Raw genomic sequence first — 20,654 nt, forward strand, 5'->3', positions numbered from 1 at the left:
GCAACTCCGGCTTCCCGTACGGCTTACTACGGGTTCGCACCCGGTTCATTGTGTACAGGACCTTTTGAGCCACGTCGTTCGATCGCCAACTGATTTCACGCCCTATTGCACCTCCCTTCGTGGGGTGCTTTTCAGCGTTCGTTCACACTACTTGTTCGCTATCGGTCTTGAGGAGTATTTAGTCTTCTCAGTCGATGCCTGAGATATTCACGAGGGATATCCACCCCCCGATACTCTGGAGCTGACTCGTCTCATACTGATCTACACTACGGGACTGTCACCCTGTCTCGTGCTCTGTTCCAAGAGACTTCCTGTAGACGGTCTGAGAGTGCATGTCAGTCCGAACACCACATTGCCCGAAGGCTTCGGTTTGGACTGGGATCGCGTTCCTTCGCCAGTACTAACGACATCACGATTGCGTTTTCTCTTCCTGCCGATACTGAGATGTTTCAGTTCTCGGCGTTCCCCATTGCGCGAAGCAATTGCGGTGGGGATTCCCATTCGGAAATCCTCAGTTCTTTCCCTCCGTGCGGGTCCCTGAGGCTTATCGCAGCTTGGCACGTCCGTCTTCAGCTCTCAAGCCGAGCGATCCACCAGCTGGCACAGTAGCCACGTTCTTCGGATCTGCNCTACACGTACACACGGTCGCATCTGCACGCCGGTAGACGGCCGGCCTGCATTGACCCTTCCCACTCACGCTTACGCGGAGTGGTGCATCGGTTACAGGCGACACACACGAAGTGTGCGTCGCGATATGGACCCACTGGGATTTGAACCCAGGGCATCCTCCTTGCAAAGGAGGCACTCTCCCACTGAGCTATGGGCCCCCCCCGATGGCTCAGACGAGCCATCGGGAAGCGAGTTGCGAGCCTTGGTAGTTCAAAGGTGCCCGCTCGGTTCGGCGGACGGCTGCTGTAACCGAACGTGGACTGTAGGTGGGCTGGGGCGTCGCCCCAGTCCCGATCTGTGGAGGGGATCCAGCCGCAGATTCCCCTACGGCTACCTTGTTACGACTTAAGCCCCCTTGCGGAGCCCAGATTCGACCCGGAAACCGGGCCTCATCCGGACCCCACTCGGGTGCTTTGACGGGCGGTGTGTGCAAGGAGCAGGGACGTATTCACCGCGCCCTTCTGAGGCGCGATTACTACCGAATCCAGCTTCATGAGGGCGAGTTTCAGCCCTCAATCCGAACTACGATCGAGTTTCGGAGATTAGCGTCGCCTTTCGGCGTTGCATCCCACTGTCTCGACCATTGTAGCCCGCGTGTCGCCCAGCACATTCGGGGCATACTGACCTACCGTTGCCCGTTCCTTCCTCCAGTTTGGCACTGGCAGTCCTCTTAATGTACCCAACCACCACAAGGGTGTTGCTGGCAATTAAGGGTGCGGGTCTCGCTCGTTGCCTGACTTAACAGGACGCCTCACGGTACGAGCTGACGGCGGCCATGCCCCTCCTCTCAGTGGCTCAAGTAAGCTCATCACACTGACTGTCACTGCACACTGTCGATGCTGGTGAGATGTCCGGCGTTGAGTCCAATTAAACCGCAGGCTCCTCCGGTTGTAGTGCTCCCCCGCCAATTCCTTTAAGTTTCATCCTTGCAGACGTACTTCCCAGGCGGTCTGCTTCACGGCTNCCGCAGGCTCCTCCGGTTGTAGTGCTCCCCCGCCAATTCCTTTAAGTTTCATCCTTGCAGACGTACTTCCCAGGCGGTCTGCTTCACGGCTTCCCTACGGCACAACACAGGCTCGTAGCCTGTGTCACACCTAGCAGACATCGTTTACAGCTCGGACTACCCGGGTATCTAATCCGGTTCGTGACCCGAGCTTTCGTCCCTCACCGTCGGATCCGTCTTCCAGAGGCGCTTTCGCCACCGGTGGTCCGTCCAGGATTACGGGATTTCACTCCTACCCCAGACGTACCCCTCTGGTCTTCCGGTCCCAAGCCAGGCAGTTTCCACCGGACGCCTGTGCGTTAGGCGCACAGATTTCCCGATGAACTTGTCTGGCCAGCTACGGACGCTTTAGGCCCAATAACAGCGGTCATCACTTGTGCTGCCGGTATTACCGCGGCGGCTGGCACCGGTCTTGCCCAGCACTTGTTCCTCGACCTCCCTACGGTCGAGAAAAGCGAGGACTATATGCCCTCGCACCTGGAGTCCCCTTATCGCACTCGCGTGCAGTGTAAAGGTTTCGCGCCTGCTGCGCCCCGTAGGGCCCGGTATCTTGTCTCAGATACCGTCTCCGGGCTCTTGCTCTCACAACCCGTACCGATTACTGGCACGGTGGGCCGTTACCCCACCGTCTACCTAATCGGCCGCAGCCACATCCTATAGCGCCGGAGCGTTTCTCGCTCTCGCCACTCCAGGCTGAAAGCGNTATTCCGGATTAGCCTCAGTTTCCCGAGGTTGGCCGGATCTATAGGGTAGTTTGGCCACGTGTTACTGAGCTATCTGCCACGAGTCTGAACTCGTGCGACTAGCATGGCTAAATCGGACTCCAATAGCAATGACCTCCGGCAGGATCAACCGGAATGGTCTCCCCAGCACAAGGCTGGGGGGTTGGCGGTGAATGCTAATGCACTCACACTAAATGGGTCCACGTTCGGTGAGCGGCCGCGATCGTGAACCGATCGGGCGTCACCGAACTACCAANCGGTGAATGCTAATGCACTCACACTAAATGGGTCCACGTTCGGTGAGCGGCCGCGATCGTGAACCGATCGGGCGTCACCGAACTACCAAAGCTCACATCAGATCCCATCTGTACGGCGGACCGCAGGGGTGGAATCCTCATTTCCTTCGGACGTATTCGTAGGTCGTCTGGGGTACTTAACCCCTTCGGACCCGAACCGTCCGAGCGACGACGCGCTGAGAGTTCAGCACGTCGCCATCACGCGTTCGTTGCGTCATATCCGAGTGCCCTGATACACTTAAGGGCATCGTCTCGCGGTGCGAGGCACCCCGAGACGAGACCCANCCATCACGCGTTCGTTGCGTCATATCCGAGTGCCCTGATACACTTAAGGGCATCGTCTCGCGGTGCGAGGCACCCCGAGACGAGACCCAAGTGCCAGCCGAGATGGCTGACGGGCAGGCAAGTGGATATGATGCCAACCTCCGTGCCGGGAAACGGCCAGAGGGGACGTGGCGGCGTGGGCCACGTCGTTCGCATTAATGACGAGGCGAGGGTACATATATAAGGCNCCGGGAAACGGCCAGAGGGGACGTGGCGGCGTGGGCCACGTCGTTCGCATTAATGACGAGGCGAGGGTACATATATAAGGCCGTCGTCTCGCAGGCGGCCTGGTCCGTGTTGGTGTGTCTCGTAAGCAAGAAAATCACACCAGGGCTATCAAAGGAAGGAAACAACAGATAGAGGCCTCCTCTAGTCAATAGGACCGAGTTCAGAAAGCGACTAAGGGGATAACATGGAACGTGACCGATACGATTTACCGGCCGCAGTCATAGCGAAGGATATGGATCGATCGGGGTTTGTCAAACTCTCGGTGGTTGCGTTCGGACTCGTTATTCTGAGTTTCTTCGTGCGCGGGTTCAGCCAGCTTGCGTTCGGCCGTGGCGTTGCAGATGTGCTCCAGGCACCGATTGCGATCGTGGGGTTTGGGCTGTTGGTGTATTTATTCGTGCGTGCGACACTCGATGCGGTGGGGGTCTGGAAAATCGAAGAGTCAGATAGCGAGTCAGGACCGGGACAACGCGGCTAACGCGGGAAGGAAACCGTTTTTCGACTGCCGCCCTAACCCAGTGGTATGACAATTGACGTGCGTGAGATCGCCGACCTCGGGCCGGATGATCGGGTTGCGTTCTTTGATCGGGACGCCGGCATCGAGGCGGTCAGGGGAGACGTTCGAGAAATCGTCGATCGCGTTCACGAGGAGGGAGACGTCGCCGTTCGCGAGTTCACAAGTGAGTTCGACGGCGTCGAAGTCGGGAATCTCGAGATCACGGACGAGTGTGAGCGCGCGTACGAGGGGCTCGATGCGGAGCTCCGTGAGGCAATCGAGGCGGCGGCGGCGAACGTCAGGGAGTTTCACGAGGCGCAGGTGCCGGAGGATTGGCGACGAGAGTTCAGCGAGGGACGAGAGCTCGGTCGTCGGTTCCGACCGATTGAACGCGTTGGCGTCTACGTTCCTGGCGGGGAAGCGGCGTACCCGTCGAGTGCGATCATGGGCGTCGTCCCGGCCGTCGTCGCGGGCGTCGAGCACGTAACGGTAGTGACGCCGCCGGCGGACGAATTAAATCCGGCGACGCTGGGAGCGATCCACGCTGCGGGTGCGGATGCAGTCTACAGTGTGGGGGGCGCACAGGCGATCGCCGCGCTGGCGTATGGGACGGAGACAATCACGCGCGTACAGAAGATCGTTGGCCCGGGGAACAAGTGGGTTACAGCGGCCAAGGCCGAGGTCCGTGGCGATGTCGAGATCGATTTTCTGGCGGGACCGAGCGAGGTCGTCGTCATCGCGGACGAGACCGCCGATCCCGAACTCGTCGCGGCCGAGCTGATAGCCCAGGCCGAGCACGACCCGAACGCGTCGGTCGTTGCTGTCACCGATGACGAGGAGACGGGGGCAGCAATTGCCGCGGCAGTGGACGCGCAGGCCAGCTCGCGCGAGCGCGAAGATGTGATTCGCGAGGCGCTTGCGAACGAGGCGAGTGGCATCCTTCGCGCGCGCTCGATGAGCGAAGCGATCCTGTTCACGGAGGAATACGCACCGGAGCACCTCTCGATTCTTGCAGCGGACGACGAGGCGGTGCTCGCGCGTGTCGACAGCGCCGGCAGCGTTTTCTTGGGGTCCGAAACGCCCGTTGCGGCCGGTGATTACGCCAGTGGCACGAATCACGTGCTTCCGACGAACGGTGGTGCACACGTCACAGGTGGGCTTTCGGTCGAGACGTTCCTGCGATCGACGACGGTACAGCGGCTTTCGGCTTCAGGCCTGGCCGAGTTGGGTGAGACGATCACGACGCTGGCCGACGCGGAGGGACTCGAGGCACACGCAGCGAGTGTGCGAACGTGCATCGAGGGGGCTGAAGCCGAGACGGAGCCGACCGGTTCGGAGTAACGCGAGGCGTAATCGGAGCCTACAGAACTTGAATGACCTGGCTACTCCGCAGCCTGGTTTTACGTAGCTACGTCTCGAACCCTATCGTAGATACCAATGCAACCGCGTGAGGTCGACCCTACCGATGAGCGAGTTCTCGAGCGCAACTACGATTATGCACAGCGAAACGTTCGGCTTCTCGCGATGTGGTACGAGTGCGATGTCGAGCAGATGCTCGTGTTGCTGGCCGAGCACGGAATCGAACTCTCCAGGAACGACCGTCTTGAGTTCGGAACGCAGTATCGAGCAGCCAGGGATCGGTTCGAACGGGATGGTGAGTGGACTCACTGAGGTAAGCGAGAGCGAGTTCCGAGGGCGTCAAGGTTAACATCGTTGCCCGGGAATGAGTGTGTATGAGCACGGACAGCATGGACGGTGGACAGCAAACGCAGCCGGAGATCGAGGTCACGGAAGAGGCAGCGACGCAGGCGCTTTCGCTGCTCGAAGGCGAGGGGATGGATGCCGGAGAGGCGGGACTTCGACTGTTCGTCCAACAGGGCGGTTGTGCGGGACTTTCGTACGGAATGCGATTCGACGATGCGCCGGACGAGGACGACACGATCTACGAGCACCACGAGCTGCGTGTGTTCGTCGATCCGGCGAGTATGAACTATATCGAGGGCAGTGTGCTCGATTACGAGAGCGGGCTCCAGGCGGAAGGCTTCCACGTGGAGAACCCGAACGTCGTCAGTGAGTGTGGCTGTGGTGAGTCGTTCCGGACGTAAGCCCGCTCGGTGATCATTGCTCGGTGCTCCGGTGTTCGTTGAGGGGCGGAGCAGAAATCGAGTTCAGACGGCTGCTAGTTCGAGAGGTCGAGAAATCGGCCGGAGAAACTGTCCGAGATGGGCCGTGGTTGTGGCTCGTTTTCCTGTCGTGGCCAGTAGTTACTGCGTCTGCCCGCTTAGAACGGTGTCACGCTTCGAGTTCAAACGCGACGGTGACTTCGGCCTGGTACTCGCGGTTGTCTGCGGTGGCAACTTCGACGCCGAGTTCGTCGACTTCGATCCATTGGACGTTCTGGAGGGTTTCCTCGGCGCGGTCGATTGCGTTGTCGGCGGCGGTATCGAAGCCCTCGGTACTCGTTCCGATGAGCGTGATCTTCTTGAAGACCATGGCTGCCTGTGCTACACCGTCGGTACCTGTAAAGCTAGTGCCGGCGTGAGAACGGGGTGAGAGCGGTGATTCGAGTGAGTGTGGGGCTGAGTGGGTGTGGGCGAGTAGGGACGTGAGCGAGCAAGTGGGCGTGAGAGGAGGAAATCGGGTGAGCAAGTGGATGAATACTGTGCCGGCGTACCGCCGAATCGTGGGTTATCGGCTATCGAGGCGATCCCGGATCGCTCCCGTCACGTCCGAAAGGTACGCGCCGCCCCACAGTGCGACGATGATCGCACCGATGGAGTTGAAGATGAGATCGAGCATCGTGTCGTCGAGGCCGTACTGGGTGAGAACGGCGTTCATACCGAGGGCATCTGCCGTGAGCGCGATCGCGAACTCGAGGACTTCCCAGAGGACGCCGAACGCGAGGACGAAAAGCAGGATGAAGATGGCGACGAACCGCGGAGGGAAGTGAATTCCTGACGAGTGTTCATCGAGTGCACGGACCGTTGCGTAGCCGACGCCGGCGACGAGTGAGGACGACAGCGCGTGAGTGACGTGGTCCCACCACCAGACTTGGCTGTAGAACGTCGTAGTCGTCCCGGGTAGTCCGACGGTTCCGAGGGCGTGGAGGAACACTGCGCTGGTGATCCAGAGCGTGAGTCGGGGATCCATGGGAATGCCGTAGTCGCGTTCGAGGATGGACGGCAATCGTGTGACGACGAGCGCAACGCCGGTGTTGATAACGATGCCCCCGTTGGCTCGCTCGAGGCCGATAAACAGCATCCCGATCAGCCCGAGTTCCATGAGATGCGTGAGCTGGCGCTGGCGACGCGAGGACAGGCGAAGGGAATCGAGTTCAAACATGGTCTCGGTGGTCTTCGTCTTCTGCTTCGGGGTCCGATTCTACGCGGGGAGCCGGCTCTGAGGGTGAGGGAGGAGGAGAAGTCGAATCAGGTCCTGGCTTTGGGTCTGACTCGTCAGTGTGAGCTGGCTCGGATTCTGCTTCCGACGCCGGTGATGTCGTCTTGGGGTCGTCACGACCCGAAACTGAACTCGGGGAACTCGGAGTGCCCGGGTCTGATTGCGAGTTCGGTGGTGTTGCAGCCGACGGGATGGAGTAGGACTGATCGAGACGGCCGAGTCGTCTGAAGTAGACTTCGAAGACGATGCCACTCCCGAGGCCGGCGACGGCGGAGTAGACGAACTCCCACATGATTTCGTCGTGGGTGCCGGTAAAGGGAGTATCGAGGAGGCCGCCAATGCTCCATCGAAGGAGAGCCCACAGGGCGGCCGCGGAGAGGGTCGAGACGACGACGAAGATGACGGCGAAACCGGGCGTCATGCGGACGGTGGTAAACATCTGGAGTTCGACGGCGAGGACGAGTGCGATGGCCGCGACGGAGAGATACGATGCGAAGTGGCCTGTTAGCCCGGTGGCGTCGAGTGCCATGCCGAGGATCGGGAGGGCTGCGAGTAACAGGACCTCCCAGGGGAGCATCACGAGCGGAGAGCGGAAGGCAATCGATGGGAGGAGCGCAAGAACGAGGAGTGTCGCTGCGAACGTCGTCCAGAGGACCTCGCCGAGGAGCAACTCGCTGAGTCCGATGCCGGCGATGGCGATGACGAGTAGCCACGAGGCGATCGCGTTGGTTCGCCCGTCGGCGATCAACGTATCGAGAGTTGACCGAGACACGAACGGCTGTAGCGGTCGGGCGTACAAAAACGTACGTAACCGGCACTGTTCGTGCGCCACAGCGATACTTAGACGGAACCGAGTAGAGAGAGATAGACGATGACGTATGCGAGGAGTGCGCTCGTGATGGCGGCGAGCCCCGTGAGTGCGGTTGCAAGCAGCGACTCCGTTCGTGGAAGCGATGGGAGAGCTGGTTGCAACTGCGGATGGCGGGCCACTGAGACCGGTGACCGCAGCGTGATACCGGAGAGGAGGCCGACGCTGAGGATCGAAAAGACGAAGTGATAGGACACATCGAGCGTTGGCGGTGTCGTCACGACTGCGGCGAGTCCGTATCCCACGGCGAGGCCAGCCCGTGGATCGATCGCTGCGAACGCGCTGCGGTCGGTGAGGCGACAGAAGGTGATCGCCGCCAGCCAGATGGTGCCGAGTTCGATCGCGAACGCGGCGAGGAGGTGAAGCGTCGGGTCGGAGTGGAGGACGACTCGGGACGCGAGGAGGGTCGAGTCGGCGGGAAAGAACCAGTCGGGTGGCGAACCGGTGACGAGGTCGCCCCAGGGGTGAGACCAGAGTCCCCAGAGAGCGGCGAGCGTAAGGGTCGAGGGAGAGATCGCGGGGAGTGAAACGGAGTTCAGGTCGGGGGTGTCTACGAGTGCGGAGGCGAGTGTCGATGCGCGGACACTGGCGAGGGAGAGGAGTGTGCCGGTCCCGAGAAAGAGGCTCATAACGAAGGCGGCGAGCGGGCCGGAACGGAGGAGTGCCGTCAGGACGAGGAGACCGAAAAGCGAGAGTGAGGCGAGTGCGGCGAGCGCGGCGAGCGCGCTACCGATCGGTCGGCGGGGGCGGTCCGGCTCTCGCGTTTGCATCGCGAACGCAACGAGTCCGAACGCGGGGGCGGCGACTGCACCGACGAGGAGCGAGTGGGTCACGGAACGGTGAACGGTTCGGCTCGCGTTCCAGAACGCGGTCGGCACACTGAGAGCGCCGTCGGCGAGCAGCCAGTGGCCGAGGCCGGTCAGGGCGTACAGGATGTCGATATCCGGCAGTGCGCCGAACGCACCGGCGATGACGGCGACGAAGAGCGCGTGTTGGCACGGCCAGCCACGCCAGTCGGCGATGAGGCCGGCGACGGCGAACGCGAGCAGAGCGTGACCGACGAACACGACGTATCGGGTACGCGATGACTCCTCTTAAGCGACTCGCACGTTGGGTGTCGCATGTGAGAAAGCGACCGAGGTCGCCGCTGTCGGTAAGTCTTTGCGAGTGGCACTCGAGCACACACCCATGGCACAGGAACCGTCGATCGAGACGGATCGAGCGCCAGCCGTCGGCGAACTCACACCACCGGATCGAACGCTGATGGGACCGGGGCCGAGCGACGTGCACCCGCGTGTGCGTCGGGCGATGAGTACGCCGCTCGTCGGCCATCTCGATCCGTCGTTCGTCGAGATTATGGACGACGTGCAGGAGTTGCTTCGGTATACGTTCCGGACGGACAACGAGTGGACGATTCCGGTTTCGGGGACGGGGTCGGCAGCGATGGAAGCCGCGATCGGGAACGTCGTCGAGCCCGGCGACACGATGTTGGTTCCGACGAACGGCTATTTCGGCGGTCGCATGGCCTCGATGGCGCGCCGCGCGGGCGGCGAGGTCGTCGAGGTCGACGCCCCGTGGGGCGAACCGCTCGATCCCGACGATGTTGCCGACGCGCTCGCCGCGCACGATCCCGACGTTTTCGGTTTCATCCACGCCGAGACGAGCACGGGCGTTCGCCAGCCCGACGTTCCGGAACTCACCGCCGCGGCGCACGACCACGACGCGCTGGTGATCGCCGATACCGTCACCTCCATCGGCGGGGTCGAACTCCGCGTCGACGAGTGGGACATCGACGTCGCCTACGCCGGCCCGCAGAAGTGTCTCTCCTGTCCGCCGGGTGCGAGTCCGCTCACCCTCTCGGACGAGGCCATGGAAAAGGTCCTCGCACGCGAGGAGGACTCCCGGTCGTGGTACCTCGATCTCTCCTTACTCGAGGGCTACTGGGGCGAGGAACGCGCCTACCATCACACCGCACCGATCACGAACGTCTACGCGATTCGGGAGGCGCTTCGACTCGTCGCCGAGGAGGGCATCGAGGAACGCTGGGCGCGCCACGAACGCCTCGCCGGCGCGTTGAAGGCCGGCGTGGAAGGGATGGGCCTCGAGATGAACGCACCCGACGAGTTCTGGTTGCCGAGTCTCAACGCAGTCCGCGTTCCCGACGGGGTCGACGACGGCGAAGTCTGTGCCGAACTGCTCGACCGCTACGATCTCGAAATCGCGAGCGGCCTCGGCGATCTCGACGGGGATATTTTCCGCATCGGCTGTATGGGCTACTCCGCGCGCCCGGAGAACGTGATTTACGTCGTGACGGCCCTGGGTGACGTGCTCGAGTCACTCGGGGCGACGGTCGATCCGGGCGCTGGCGTGACGGCGACACGGCGGGCGCTCTCGGAGTAGCACGAAAAACGAGGAAAGTGATCCCGGGTAGGGCTTGGGAGTCGGTTGCGGGCGATTCGGGTGGTGTTCGGGCGGTCAAACCCGGTGGGTCACCGCTGGGTCACGCCGAGACGCGGGGCCCTGGCGGCGCACGTTCGACCTGATAGTCGTCGCCGTCGACGACGATGATCGCCCACTCGTAGCTGGGGTTCGTCCGACGGAGTTCAGCTTCGAGATCGTCGGCGTCCTCGGGCTGGGCGACGAAACAGTGAAACTGTCCCGATGACGATGACGAACGCGGAAGCTCTGCGTTCTCGAGGACTGTGTTTACGTGGACGACTTTCCACGCGCGCTCGGCCCGGAAGTCGGGGCCGGTTCCTTCGACGGTGTATCCGAGCTCTGCGAAGATCGACCTGGCCTGCTCGACGAGCCGCATGTTAACAGGACCCATTCATAGAAGTCTACGGTACCCACCGACATAAATGTTGGTCTGGAATAGAAAGCCAGCCGTTGCTATCTGAACCGGAGTTCAACGCAGTGTTTTATTGACAATGTTTATCTACTGATCGGTACTCGATTCGGTAATATCCAATTAGGAAGCGATGTTACCAGCGCTGGTCGAGCGCGTAGATACCGTCACCGAAAGTGACCGGAGAGTGAGAGAAGACGGATTTCACGTGCGGCAGCAGCGACACTGAACTCGTGTTATTCGTGGGCAGCGTCCCACTCGGTCGGCTTCCGGAAGTTCCCACACCGATTGCACTTGATTCGTCCCATCGAGTCCATGGCGTTATCGATGCGCTCGCAGTTCGTACAGAACCATCCGTACCGACTCTCGGCGTCGCTCGTCTCGTAGACAACCAGAAACGGCCCTTTCGATCCTCTGTCACCGTCGGTCTCCGAGACAAAGACGGTGCCGGCGTCCTCGGTCGTGATCGATCGCAGCGCCATGGGAACCGGTAGTCACGCGCCCAATAAAGGACTTCTGTCCGACTCGAGCAAAACCGGGATGAGACGCTCACCCACGTGAGAGTAGCGCTAACTGAAACCTTTACCCGCACGGAACTCGTCCGATGCTGTAATGGCGCTTGTCGTGGTTCCCGTTCGGTATCCGCTAACGAAACACTCACGACGAACGCTCGAACGGGCCATCGATATCGCCCGCGAGCGCGAGGCGGCGTTGACAGTTCTGCACGTGGACCTCTACCAGAACGGGAAGAAAGTGACGCGTATCGATCTGAAAAATACCGTCGAGCGATCGATCGGGCCCGTCGAAAACGCCCGGTACGTCGTTCGGACCGGATTTCTCGTCGAGGAGAGTATTCTCGACGAGGTGGCGGCGGAGGATGCAGATGTCGTCGTCGTCGGCAGCCAACAGGCGAGTCGATTCCGCCGGCTCTTCCGCCGGCTGACGGATAACCCGGATATCGACCGCTACCTCCGGACCCATCTCGACTGTGAGGTAATCACCGTCGAGAGCGCCCGCGCATAGCCTGCCCCGTCCGCCCAGAGACGCTACGATCTCGGAACTTATCCCTCGTTTCCATCCGACACCACCGACTCACCGTGGGACGGCGCGGCTGAACTCGAGTCCTCGTCGGCTGTCTCGGATTCGTCGAAAACGATCCGTGCAGTCCCGCTTTGCTCGTTAAACACGTGATGCTGGTGCGGATAGGCGAACTCGACATCGAGTTCAGCGAAGCGCTCGCGGACCGCCGACTGTACTCGCGATCGGGCGACCATCCGTTTGTAGGGTTGTTCGACCCAGAACGAGAGTCGGAGCAGGATACCGCTGTCGGCGTAGGATTCGATCGTACAGACGGGGGCGGCCGCGTACCGTGCGCTTCCGATACGGATATCGGGGCCGCCGGCGATAACCGTCTCGACGCTGCGTGCGGCGCGTTCGGCGTGACGGCGCGCGGCGTCGACGTCGCTCTCGTACGTGATTTCGAACTCGACGTCGATCCGAGTGCGTTCGTCTTCGGCTGAGTAATTGATCACGTCGCGGGTGTAGATTTCGGAGTTCGGAATGACCAGCAGCGTATTCTCGAGGGTGAATATTTTCGTATAGCGGATCGTGATGTCCTCGACGAATCCAGTGTGGCCGACATCGGCGATTTCGATCATGTCGCCGATCTCGTAGGGACGGTCTGCGAGAACGAAGATACCGGTGATGAAACTGCTGACGAGCGGTGCGATGACGACGGCAATCACGGCGGAGATGACGGTCACTGAGAGGAGGATCTGCGTGTTGCCGATATCGAGGATACTGGCAGCGACGCCCAGTGTTAGCAACAGGACAGCCGCTCGAACGCCGCGCAGGACGGTTCGGGTGACGCTCGGACGGTCGATACGGCGAGCGACCGTGCGGCCGGTAAGTCGTACGACGACCTTCGAGAGGTACCACCCGATGACGAGGACCAGAAGCGCCCCGACGAGTTCGGTCGCACCGAATGGGAGGTAGCCCTGGACTCTCTCGAACGGCTCACTTGCAACTCCCGGCCAACCCTCACGCATGAGATGACAGTCATGGCGGGAGTGGTTAAGGGTTCTGTCCGCCCACGAGCGGATGAAACGCGGTGATCAGTACCCGGGAATGCGAATCACACTGTGCCTGAGACCGGACCGATCGCGGGCCACAACGGATGTCGGGCCGAACAACCTAATTTCGAAAACAGATGCTACTCGATACATAATAAATCATTTAGCCATCGGGATCGTAGGGTGTGCTATGGCATCAGACGAACTGCGCTCGACGGTCGAGCGTGTCGGGGACCGGTTCAACCTCGGCGAGTACGAGATCGACGCCTACCTGACCGTCCTCGAACACGGCCAGCTGACGGCAAGTGAAATCGCCGATCGAACCGACATTCCTCAGCCCCGCGTCTACGATACTGTCCGGAGTCTCAGTGACCGCGGTCTCGTGGAACTCCGCGAGTCCCGCCCGATGAAAGTCGTCGCGATCGACCCCGGGGAGGCGTTCGACGACGTCCAGAGTTCGCTCGAGCAGATGATCGACGAACTCGAGGCACGCTACACCGCGCCGGCACGGGACACCGAGGCAGTCTCGCTGGTCAAGTCGCGATCGACAATCCTCCGATACCTGGAGGAGGTTATCGACGCGGCGGAATACGAACTCTCGCTGTCGCTCACGCCAGGGCTGTTGACGCGGTTCGAGGACGAACTCCGGGCGGCGATCGATGCTGGTGTCAGCGTGGATCTGATCGTCACGCCGGCCACTGAAGCACCCGATCCGGACGAGTTCGACTATCGGGAGGTTGCGACGACGGCCCGGGCTCGACGCGGGATCACGACGCCGGTGATCGCCGTCGCGGACGGGAACTATTCGGTGTATGCGACGCAGGATGCGCTGCGTGACGACCAGGACCGGTACGGCGTCATCTTCAATCGGTCGTCGCTCGGGTTCCTGGTTTCGGGCTTCTTCGGCACTGTTCTCTGGACGACCGCCGAGCGGACGCTCGGTGAGGACGGGTCGAAGCGGACCTATCCACGCAAGTACGCCTCGATCCGGCGCTGTGTGAAGGACTTGATGGAGGACGGCGGCGAGTTCTACGCGACGATCGAGGGTCGTGATGTGGATGTCGGCGGAACGCGGATCGTTCGCGGACGAGTTCTCGATATTTCCTTCGAGGTCAGCGAGGAGGTCGCGAGTCTGACGGTCGAGACCGAAAGCGGCGAGGAAGTCACGGTTGGTGGCCGCGTCGCGGCACTCGAGGACATCGAGGGTCACGAGATCCACATCGGTCGTGACGAGCCGCCGGCAATCGAGGAGTGAGTGCGACGGGGTCGACGAGAGTGGCGGGACGGAGCGATGAGGGCGGCGGGACGGAGGGCGGAGGGTAGCGAGTAGTGACGACGGAGCGATGATCCCAGGCGACTCTGTGGCGCGCAAAACGACTGTTTGTTTCTGTCCCCGGTAACGGCTAACTTCGGTCGATAGCGGTGCCCGTAATAGCGTATTATACGAGTCGGCGAACGTGACTCTCTGGAGTAAGGGCTCGTGTGCAAGCCAATCACTAAGATACCAAGCAGTATTGTATTACGTCGGATGGGTCGAGATACCGTGGACCAGGATCCGAGCCCGGACCCGAATCCGAACCCCATGCAGCCGAGTACGCTGCGGGACGAACGGGGTCGCACTCGTCGGCAGCGGCTTTCTCGCCGCGCGTTCGTGGCCACAGCCTCGGCGACGGCGCTCGGAGCGACGGCGATCGCAGGCTGTCTCGGCGGCGGACCGGGGCCGAACACAGTTGTCATGACCGGAGCGACCGATTTCGAGGGCATTCTGCACACGCCGGACGACGAGCCAGACGTGCAGGAGGCCCTTTGGGAGGCGGGGCTCGACGAGGACATCAGGGTCGAAGTCCAGACGGTCGTCAGCGACTCCGTCCAGCGAATGCAGGAGGCCCAGTCGACGCTCCAGGCCGGGCGCGCCCCACCGGACATCCACATGATGGACACTGGCTGGACGATCCCCTTCATCCTCCGCGAGCAGACGACGAATCTGACGGAAGAGTTCCCCGACGATGTCGTCGATCGCGTCGAGGAGAACTATCTGGAGGAAATCCTCGAAACGGCGCGCCACCCGGAAACCGGGGATATTCACGGGTTGCCGCTGTTTCCGGACTTCGGCATGATGCTGTACCGCCGGGATCTGATGGAAGACGCCGGCCACGATACGAGCGACTGGGCGAGCAACCCGCCGACGTGGGAAACGTTCGCCGGAGCGGTCGCCGACGCCCAGTCGGAAGCCGGGCTCGACTTCGGATTTACGACCCAGGCGGCCGCCTACGAGGGACTCGCGTGTTGTACGTTCAACGAAGTCATGTCGACCTGGGGCGGCGGCTACTTCGGCGGCACGGAAACCCTGTTTACGGCGGGCGACCGGCCGATCACCGTTACCGACGACGCCGTGATCGATGCCCTCAGAATGATGCGCACGTTCATCCACGGCGACGAGGACGAACACGCACTCGAGGGCTATCCGCAGATCTGTCCCTCCGCTATCGTCCAGTGGTCCGAGGACGAATCGCTCGCCTCCTTCTCGAGCGGTGACGCCGTCGCCCACCGAAACTGGCCCTACGCGATCGCGGAAACCGGCGGCGACGACGCATTCGGGGAGAACCTCGGCATCACGACACAACCATACGCCGTCTCCGAAGACGACGCTGAACTCGAGGGCGTCGGCGGAACGGCCGCCGCACTCGGCGGCTGGAATCTCGCTCTCAGTCCCTACACCGACAAAACGGAGCAAGCGCTGCAGGTCCTGGAAGCGTTCACACACGACGAGGTCATGCTCACCATCTTCGAACTCCAGGGCTTTCTCCCGCCGAATCTTGACCTGGTTGCGGATGCAAATCCCGACGAAATCGGCCCCGTTGCCCGCTACGTCGAACAGATTCAGATGGCGGGGGAAAACGCCGTTCCCCGGCCGGTCACGGACCTATGGCCGGAGCAATCAGCACTCATCTTCCAGGAGGTAAACGCAGTCTACCGCGGCGCAAAAGCGCCGACCGCTGCGATGGACGAGTTAGCGTCTCGCCTCGAGCGGAGCGAATCGGAGGTGGCAGCACAACATGGCGGGTGAGCCAGAAGCGGGTGCTGGGAACGGCACCGAAACCGGTGACCCCGGTCACGGCGGTCTGGGAAGCCACCCGGACCGGGAGACCGACCAGAAACGGACCGGCAATCCCGTGATCAACTGGATGGAAAACCTGAGCGAGGCGGCGTACGCCTATCTCCTCTTGCTCCCCGCGTTCGCCCTGCTCACGCTGATCGCTTTCTACCCGCTCATCCGAACGTTCATTATGTCCCTCCGTCGGGACGAAACGCGCGGCGCGGACCCCCTCGGGGGGGTCGTCGGAATCGATAACTACGTCGACATTCTCACCGGCAACGCCAGGCTCGCCCGACAGTTCGTGGATATCTCGCTGTCGTCGTCGTTCCCGTTTGTCGAACTCGGCGTCCCGTTCTTGCAACAAGCACTGTTCGTGACGCTCGGCTTTGCAATCCTCAGCGTCTTCTTCGAGACGGTTATCGGCTTCGGACAGGCCTACGTGCTCGACCAGGACTTCCGTGGCCGACGCTGGGTTCGCGTCGCAATCATCCTCCCGTGGGCAGTCCCCATCGTAATCCAGGGGATGATCTTCTACCTGCTGTTCCAGCCCGGAGTCGGCTTCGGCAGTGACCTCATGCAGTGGCTCGGTATCTTCGGGCCGAACCCGCTCGCCGACAGCCAGGATGCGTTCATCATCATCCTCGTGGCGGACATCTGGAAATCCGCGGCGTTCATGGCCCTGCTGATCCTGGCCGGGTTACAGAGCATCGATCGGAGCCTGTACGACGTCGCTCGCGTCGCGGGCGCATCGCCGTGGCAACGATTCAAGATGATCACACTCCCGCTCGTGTTGCCCGCACTCCTCGTCGCCATGCTGTTTCGCACGATGGACGCCATGCGCGTCTACGGGCTGATCGAGTCGACTGCCGGCTGTGCGTCCGTCCCCTCGCTCACCTGCCTCGTCGTCGAAGCCATGTTCGGCGGCACACGAATCTTCGCCACGGCGGCCGCCGTCGCGTTCGCAACCGCGCTCGTGATCGGACTGATCATCTCGGTGTACGTGTTCTTCTTCCGCGACACCGAGGGAGGGCTCTACTGATGACCGACGACAGCACACCCACGGACCACCGACGACAACGCCATCAGAACCAGAACCAGTACCAGTACCAGCACCAACACCAGTACCGGCACCAACACCAACACACCGACGAAGACAAACACCGCCCCGCCGAAACGGACGGCGGCCAACCCACCGATCGCCAGTCGGACAGCGTGCTTGTCGACGGCGAGGACGCCGAACTCGACCGCGGCCCCCTCCAGCGCTGGGTCGCAAACTCTATCTCGAACCCCGGCCGCGCCTACCGCGCGATGTTTTACACCGCGACGATATTCTTCCTGTTTACGACGCTGTTCCCCTTCTACTGGCTGCTCATGGTCGCGCTGACGCCGGAAGGGCGACAACAGGATATTATCCTCACCCCGAACGGATTCAATCCCGGATCGTTCGTCGAGGTCTTTCAGGTGCTGCCGTTTTACCGGTATATGTTCAACAGTTTCGTCATCGCGACCGCCTCGACCATCGTCGTCCTGGTCATCGCGAGCCTCGCCGGTTACGCATTCGGCCGCCTCGAGTTCCCCGGCAGAGTGCCGTTGATGTTGCTCGTGCTGGTGATCTCCTTTTTCCCACCGGCCGCGTTCTTCATCCCGTTGAACGACCTGTTCAATACGTCGTTCTTCGTCCTCGAACCGATCACGGGCAACGGCACGCTCTACAACACGCCCGGCGCGATGGTGTTGCCGCTGTCGGCGATCTTCATGCCGCTGGCGATTTTTATCCTGACGACGTTCTACTCGCAGATCCCGGACGGCTTGGAGGACGCTGCGCGGGTGGAAGGGACGACCAGACTCGGCGCGCTGTTCCGAGTCATCATCCCGCTGTCGGCCCCCGGCGTGGCGACCGCCGGCGTGTTGACCTTCATCGCGGTCTACAACGAGTTCTTCTTCTCGTTTCTGATGACCGACGGCCAGCCGGAGAACTGGGCCCCGATTCTCGAGGGAATCCTCGGCTATCAGGGCCAGTATCAGGTGATGTATCACTTGATGGCGGCGGCGAGTATCATCGGGGTCATTCCGGTCGCGATTCTCGTGATCCTCGCACAGGAAAAGATCGTTAGCGGGCTCACTGCGGGTGCGCTCAAGGAATAACCGTAATCGACAGTACCCTACACCCTACCACTATGGCACGAGTTCAACTCGAACACGTCACGAAACGCTACGAAGATATCACTGCCGTCGACGATGTCTCGATGGAGATCGAGGACGGCGAATTCGTCACGTTCGTCGGGCCCTCGGGCTGTGGAAAGTCGACGACGATGGAGACCGTCGCGGGACTCACGAAGCCGACAGAGGGCCAAGTGTACATCGGCGAGAAGGACGTGACGACGCTCGCACCCAAGGACCGCGGCGTCGCGATGGTCTTCCAGAACATCGCGCTGTTTCCCCACATGAACGTCTTCGAGAACATTTCCTTCGGGCTTCGCCTCCGGAAGTACGACGACGAGGAGGTGAGCCGCCGCGTCGAGCAGGCAGCGGATATCGTCCAACTCGAGGGCATGCTCGATCGAATGCCGGACGAGATGTCCGGCGGCCAGCGCCAGCGGGTCGCAATCGCCCGCGCGATCGTTCGCAACCCGGACGTCTTCCTGATGGACGAGCCGCTCGCGAATCTGGACGCGAAACTGCGCGTGCACATGCGGACCGAACTCCAGCGGCTCCACCGCGAGCTGGGGACGACGATCATCTACGTCACCCACGACCAGGCCGAGGCAATGACGATGTCGAACCGGATCGCCGTCCTCAACGAGGGACGCCTCCAGCAACTCGCCCCGCCGCTCGAGTGTTACAACCGGCCTGCGAACCTGTTCGTCGCCGGCTTCATCGGCTCGCCGTCGATGAACTTCATGGAGGGCGAACTGACCGAGGCCGGATTCCAGTCCGACAACGTCGATGTTGAACTCGAACCGGAGCAGGTTCCGGGAGTCGGGGTCGGCGACGAACTCACACTGGGTGTTCGCCCGGAGGACGTTCATATCGCGGAAACAGCGGACATGATCAGCGAGCAAACCGCGCGAATCGGGGCGGAGACCGACGTGATCGAACCGATGGGTGACGAGATATTCGTCTACCTACTCCTCTCGGAGACGGCAGGGCATTCGATGGAGCAGGATCCTGCGTCCGCCCCGGATCAACTGCTCATGAGTGTCACACCGGATACGGATATTCGCGCCGGAACAACCGTCGATGTCGTTCTCGATCGATCGAAACTCCATCTCTTCGAGACGGCAACCGGCGATGCGCTCCGTCACGGACTGACGGATCGCTCCGAACCCGATACCGGGACGACGCCGACGGAGGCCGATAGCTGACTGAAAACCACCAATGGACAAAAGGTGGTCCAGAACGAAGATTCGATATAGCGACAAAGGATGTATTGGTTCGAAACCAATCGTGTGCCTCCCGCCGGTGACTGATGGGAAACCGGGATCTCCGCAGCCACTTCCCGTCGGATCAAGACGGGAGAGACATCGGCGACTTCCCCACCTCCAATGACAGACGATCTCACTGACATCAAAACCGGTATCGTCGGCCTCGGAAACATCGGACAGTATCACGCCGAACGGCTTCGTGAACTCGGTGTTCCGTTAGTCGGCGGCATGGACGTCGCGGCGGAAGCGCGGCGACGATTCGCCAGACGCTATGATGTCGACGTGTACGAAGACCAGCAGGATCTGTACGAGACCATCGATGCGGTCGTCATCACGACGCCGAACAAGTTTCACGAGGAGTACGCTATCGCTGCCTTCGACCGGGATATCCACGTCCTGCTCGAAAAGCCCCTCGCACACAGCTACGAGAGCGCACAGCGGATCGCAACGGCGGCGAGAGAATCCGATAGCTACTGCATGGTCGGCTTCAACAATCGCTTTGCAAACACCGTCCAAATCGTGAAAAACCGAATCGACCGCGGTGAACTCGGCGAAGTGACTCACGTCGAGGCGAACTACGTCCGGCGGCGCGGGATTCCCGGTCGCGGCTCGTGGTTCACCCGGCGACAGATCGCCGGGGGCGGAGCGCTCATCGACCTCGGCGTTCACGCGATCGATCTCGCACTGTACCTGCTCGGATACCCTGATGTCGAGGAGGTAACCGGCGTCGATCGAAGCGAGTTCGGCTCGCGCGAGGAATACGCCTATCTCGAGATGTGGGGGGACGATACGGGGCCGCGAGGGTTCGATGTCGACGACTCGGCGAGTGCGTTCGTTCGCTGTCCGGGAAAGCGAACGATCAGTCTCGAGGTGGCGTGGGCGACGAATCGGCCGACGAACCACGAGTTCATCGTTCGAGGCACGAGTGCGGCTGCCCGGTTCGATCTCCTCGAAGGGGATCTGACGATCCATTCGGCGAGTACGTCGGGGCCGGATCACCTCGAAAATACGTCGATCGAGGCGCGACAGAACGACACGCATACGGCGGAACAGCGGGCGTTTTTCAATCGGATCGTTCGCGACAATGGCAGCAATGAGACCGTCGATCAGGCGCTGTCGGTACAGCAGATCATCGACAGCATCTACCGGTCGAGTGAAGAGGGGAAAACGGTGACACTCGACGACGTGTGAGCGTGCCGGTTCGCCG

General features: G+C 61.5%; 19 protein-coding genes, 1 tRNA gene and 2 rRNA genes. 12 read left to right on the forward strand and 10 right to left on the reverse strand.

The annotated features are described in order from the left end of the window. The 3 genes from C484_RS23935 to C484_RS18405 form a co-directional block, all read right to left on the reverse strand. Positions 1-618: ribosomal RNA gene (locus C484_RS23935) — 23S ribosomal RNA — on the reverse strand; the annotation flags it as partial. Between the two features lie 137 nt (positions 619-755). Beyond that, positions 756-827, reverse strand: a tRNA-Ala gene (locus C484_RS18400). Between the two features lie 140 nt (positions 828-967). Then, positions 968-2,531, reverse strand: a 16S ribosomal RNA gene (locus C484_RS18405). A gap of 943 nt (positions 2,532-3,474) precedes the next feature. Between C484_RS18405 and C484_RS18410 the strand changes: the two genes are divergently transcribed. The 4 genes from C484_RS18410 (at position 3,475) to C484_RS18425 (ending at position 5,843) form a co-directional block, all read left to right on the forward strand. Beyond that, positions 3,475-3,720 (forward strand): hypothetical protein, encoded by a 246-nt coding sequence (locus C484_RS18410; protein WP_049915772.1) that lies wholly within the window; start codon positions 3,475-3,477, stop codon positions 3,718-3,720. Between the two features lie 45 nt (positions 3,721-3,765). Continuing rightward, entirely contained in the window at positions 3,766-5,079 is a 1,314-nt protein-coding gene (gene hisD / locus C484_RS18415) for a histidinol dehydrogenase (protein ID WP_006827400.1), read from the forward strand. 96 nt (positions 5,080-5,175) lie between these two features. Further along, positions 5,176-5,409 (forward strand): hypothetical protein, encoded by a 234-nt coding sequence (locus C484_RS18420; protein WP_006827401.1) that lies wholly within the window; start codon positions 5,176-5,178, stop codon positions 5,407-5,409. A 62-nt stretch (positions 5,410-5,471) separates the two neighbouring features. Continuing rightward, complete coding sequence (locus C484_RS18425; RefSeq protein WP_006827402.1) at positions 5,472-5,843, forward strand: HesB/IscA family protein; 372 nt, start codon at positions 5,472-5,474, stop codon at positions 5,841-5,843. A gap of 187 nt (positions 5,844-6,030) precedes the next feature. Here C484_RS18425 and C484_RS18430 read toward each other — a convergent pair whose 3' ends face one another. The 4 genes from C484_RS18430 to C484_RS18445 all read right to left on the reverse strand — a co-directional run bounded on the left by C484_RS18430 (position 6,031) and on the right by C484_RS18445 (position 9,072). Next, entirely contained in the window at positions 6,031-6,231 is a 201-nt protein-coding gene (locus C484_RS18430) for a dodecin (RefSeq protein WP_006827403.1), read from the reverse strand. A gap of 195 nt (positions 6,232-6,426) precedes the next feature. Beyond that, a complete protein-coding gene (locus tag C484_RS18435; RefSeq protein ID WP_006827404.1) occupies positions 6,427-7,080 on the reverse strand; it encodes a hypothetical protein in 654 nt (217 codons plus the stop codon). Further along, positions 7,073-7,909, reverse strand: a complete 837-nt coding sequence (locus C484_RS18440; protein WP_049915708.1) for a hypothetical protein — start codon at positions 7,907-7,909, stop codon at positions 7,073-7,075. The genes C484_RS18435 and C484_RS18440 overlap by 8 nt, the downstream gene beginning before the upstream one ends. 68 nt (positions 7,910-7,977) lie before the next feature. Then, complete coding sequence (locus C484_RS18445) at positions 7,978-9,072, reverse strand: metal-dependent hydrolase (RefSeq protein WP_006827406.1); 1,095 nt, start codon at positions 9,070-9,072, stop codon at positions 7,978-7,980. 121 nt (positions 9,073-9,193) lie between these two features. Between C484_RS18445 and C484_RS18450 the strand changes: the two genes are divergently transcribed. After that, positions 9,194-10,405, forward strand: coding sequence for a pyridoxal-phosphate-dependent aminotransferase family protein (locus C484_RS18450; protein ID WP_006827407.1), 1,212 nt, complete (start codon positions 9,194-9,196; stop codon positions 10,403-10,405). 100 nt (positions 10,406-10,505) lie between these two features. Here C484_RS18450 and C484_RS18455 read toward each other — a convergent pair whose 3' ends face one another. Continuing rightward, entirely contained in the window at positions 10,506-10,820 is a 315-nt protein-coding gene (locus C484_RS18455) for a DUF7116 family protein (protein ID WP_006109082.1), read from the reverse strand. 269 nt (positions 10,821-11,089) lie between these two features. Then, the gene (locus tag C484_RS18460; protein ID WP_006827408.1) at positions 11,090-11,335 is read right to left on the reverse strand and encodes a DUF5816 domain-containing protein; all 246 of its coding nucleotides are present in this window, start codon (positions 11,333-11,335) and stop codon (positions 11,090-11,092) included. A gap of 130 nt (positions 11,336-11,465) precedes the next feature. Here C484_RS18460 and C484_RS18465 point away from each other — a divergent pair, with 130 nt between their 5' ends. Continuing rightward, a complete protein-coding gene (locus C484_RS18465) occupies positions 11,466-11,876 on the forward strand; it encodes a universal stress protein (protein WP_006663676.1) in 411 nt (136 codons plus the stop codon). Between the two features lie 38 nt (positions 11,877-11,914). Here C484_RS18465 and C484_RS18470 read toward each other — a convergent pair whose 3' ends face one another. After that, positions 11,915-12,901: a mechanosensitive ion channel family protein gene (locus C484_RS18470; protein ID WP_006827409.1), complete on the reverse strand. Its 987-nt coding sequence runs from the start codon at positions 12,899-12,901 to the stop codon at positions 11,915-11,917. A 214-nt stretch (positions 12,902-13,115) separates the two neighbouring features. Here C484_RS18470 and trmB point away from each other — a divergent pair, with 214 nt between their 5' ends. The 6 genes from trmB to C484_RS18500 all read left to right on the forward strand — a co-directional run bounded on the left by trmB (position 13,116) and on the right by C484_RS18500 (position 20,638). Continuing rightward, entirely contained in the window at positions 13,116-14,180 is a 1,065-nt protein-coding gene (gene trmB / locus C484_RS18475) for an HTH-type sugar sensing transcriptional regulator TrmB (RefSeq protein WP_006827410.1), read from the forward strand. 327 nt (positions 14,181-14,507) lie between these two features. Beyond that, on the forward strand, positions 14,508-15,992 hold the full coding sequence (locus C484_RS18480; protein ID WP_169332885.1) for an extracellular solute-binding protein: 1,485 nt from the start codon (positions 14,508-14,510) through the stop codon (positions 15,990-15,992). Beyond that, positions 15,982-17,061 carry a carbohydrate ABC transporter permease gene (locus C484_RS18485; protein ID WP_006827412.1) on the forward strand — a complete coding sequence of 360 codons (1,080 nt, stop codon included), beginning with the start codon at positions 15,982-15,984 and terminating at the stop codon, positions 17,059-17,061. The genes C484_RS18480 and C484_RS18485 overlap by 11 nt, the downstream gene beginning before the upstream one ends. After that, a complete protein-coding gene (locus C484_RS18490) occupies positions 17,061-18,167 on the forward strand; it encodes a carbohydrate ABC transporter permease (protein WP_006827413.1) in 1,107 nt (368 codons plus the stop codon). Before C484_RS18485 ends, C484_RS18490 begins: the two co-directional genes overlap by 1 nt. A 32-nt stretch (positions 18,168-18,199) precedes the next feature. Beyond that, on the forward strand, positions 18,200-19,387 hold the full coding sequence (locus C484_RS18495) for an ABC transporter ATP-binding protein (protein ID WP_006827414.1): 1,188 nt from the start codon (positions 18,200-18,202) through the stop codon (positions 19,385-19,387). A 141-nt stretch (positions 19,388-19,528) separates the two neighbouring features. After that, entirely contained in the window at positions 19,529-20,638 is a 1,110-nt protein-coding gene (locus C484_RS18500; protein WP_449289176.1) for a Gfo/Idh/MocA family protein, read from the forward strand. Positions 20,639-20,654: the final 16 nt, after the last annotated feature.

It is taken from the genome of Natrialba taiwanensis DSM 12281, assembly GCF_000337595.1.
GTDB lineage: Archaea > Halobacteriota > Halobacteria > Halobacteriales > Natrialbaceae > Natrialba > Natrialba taiwanensis.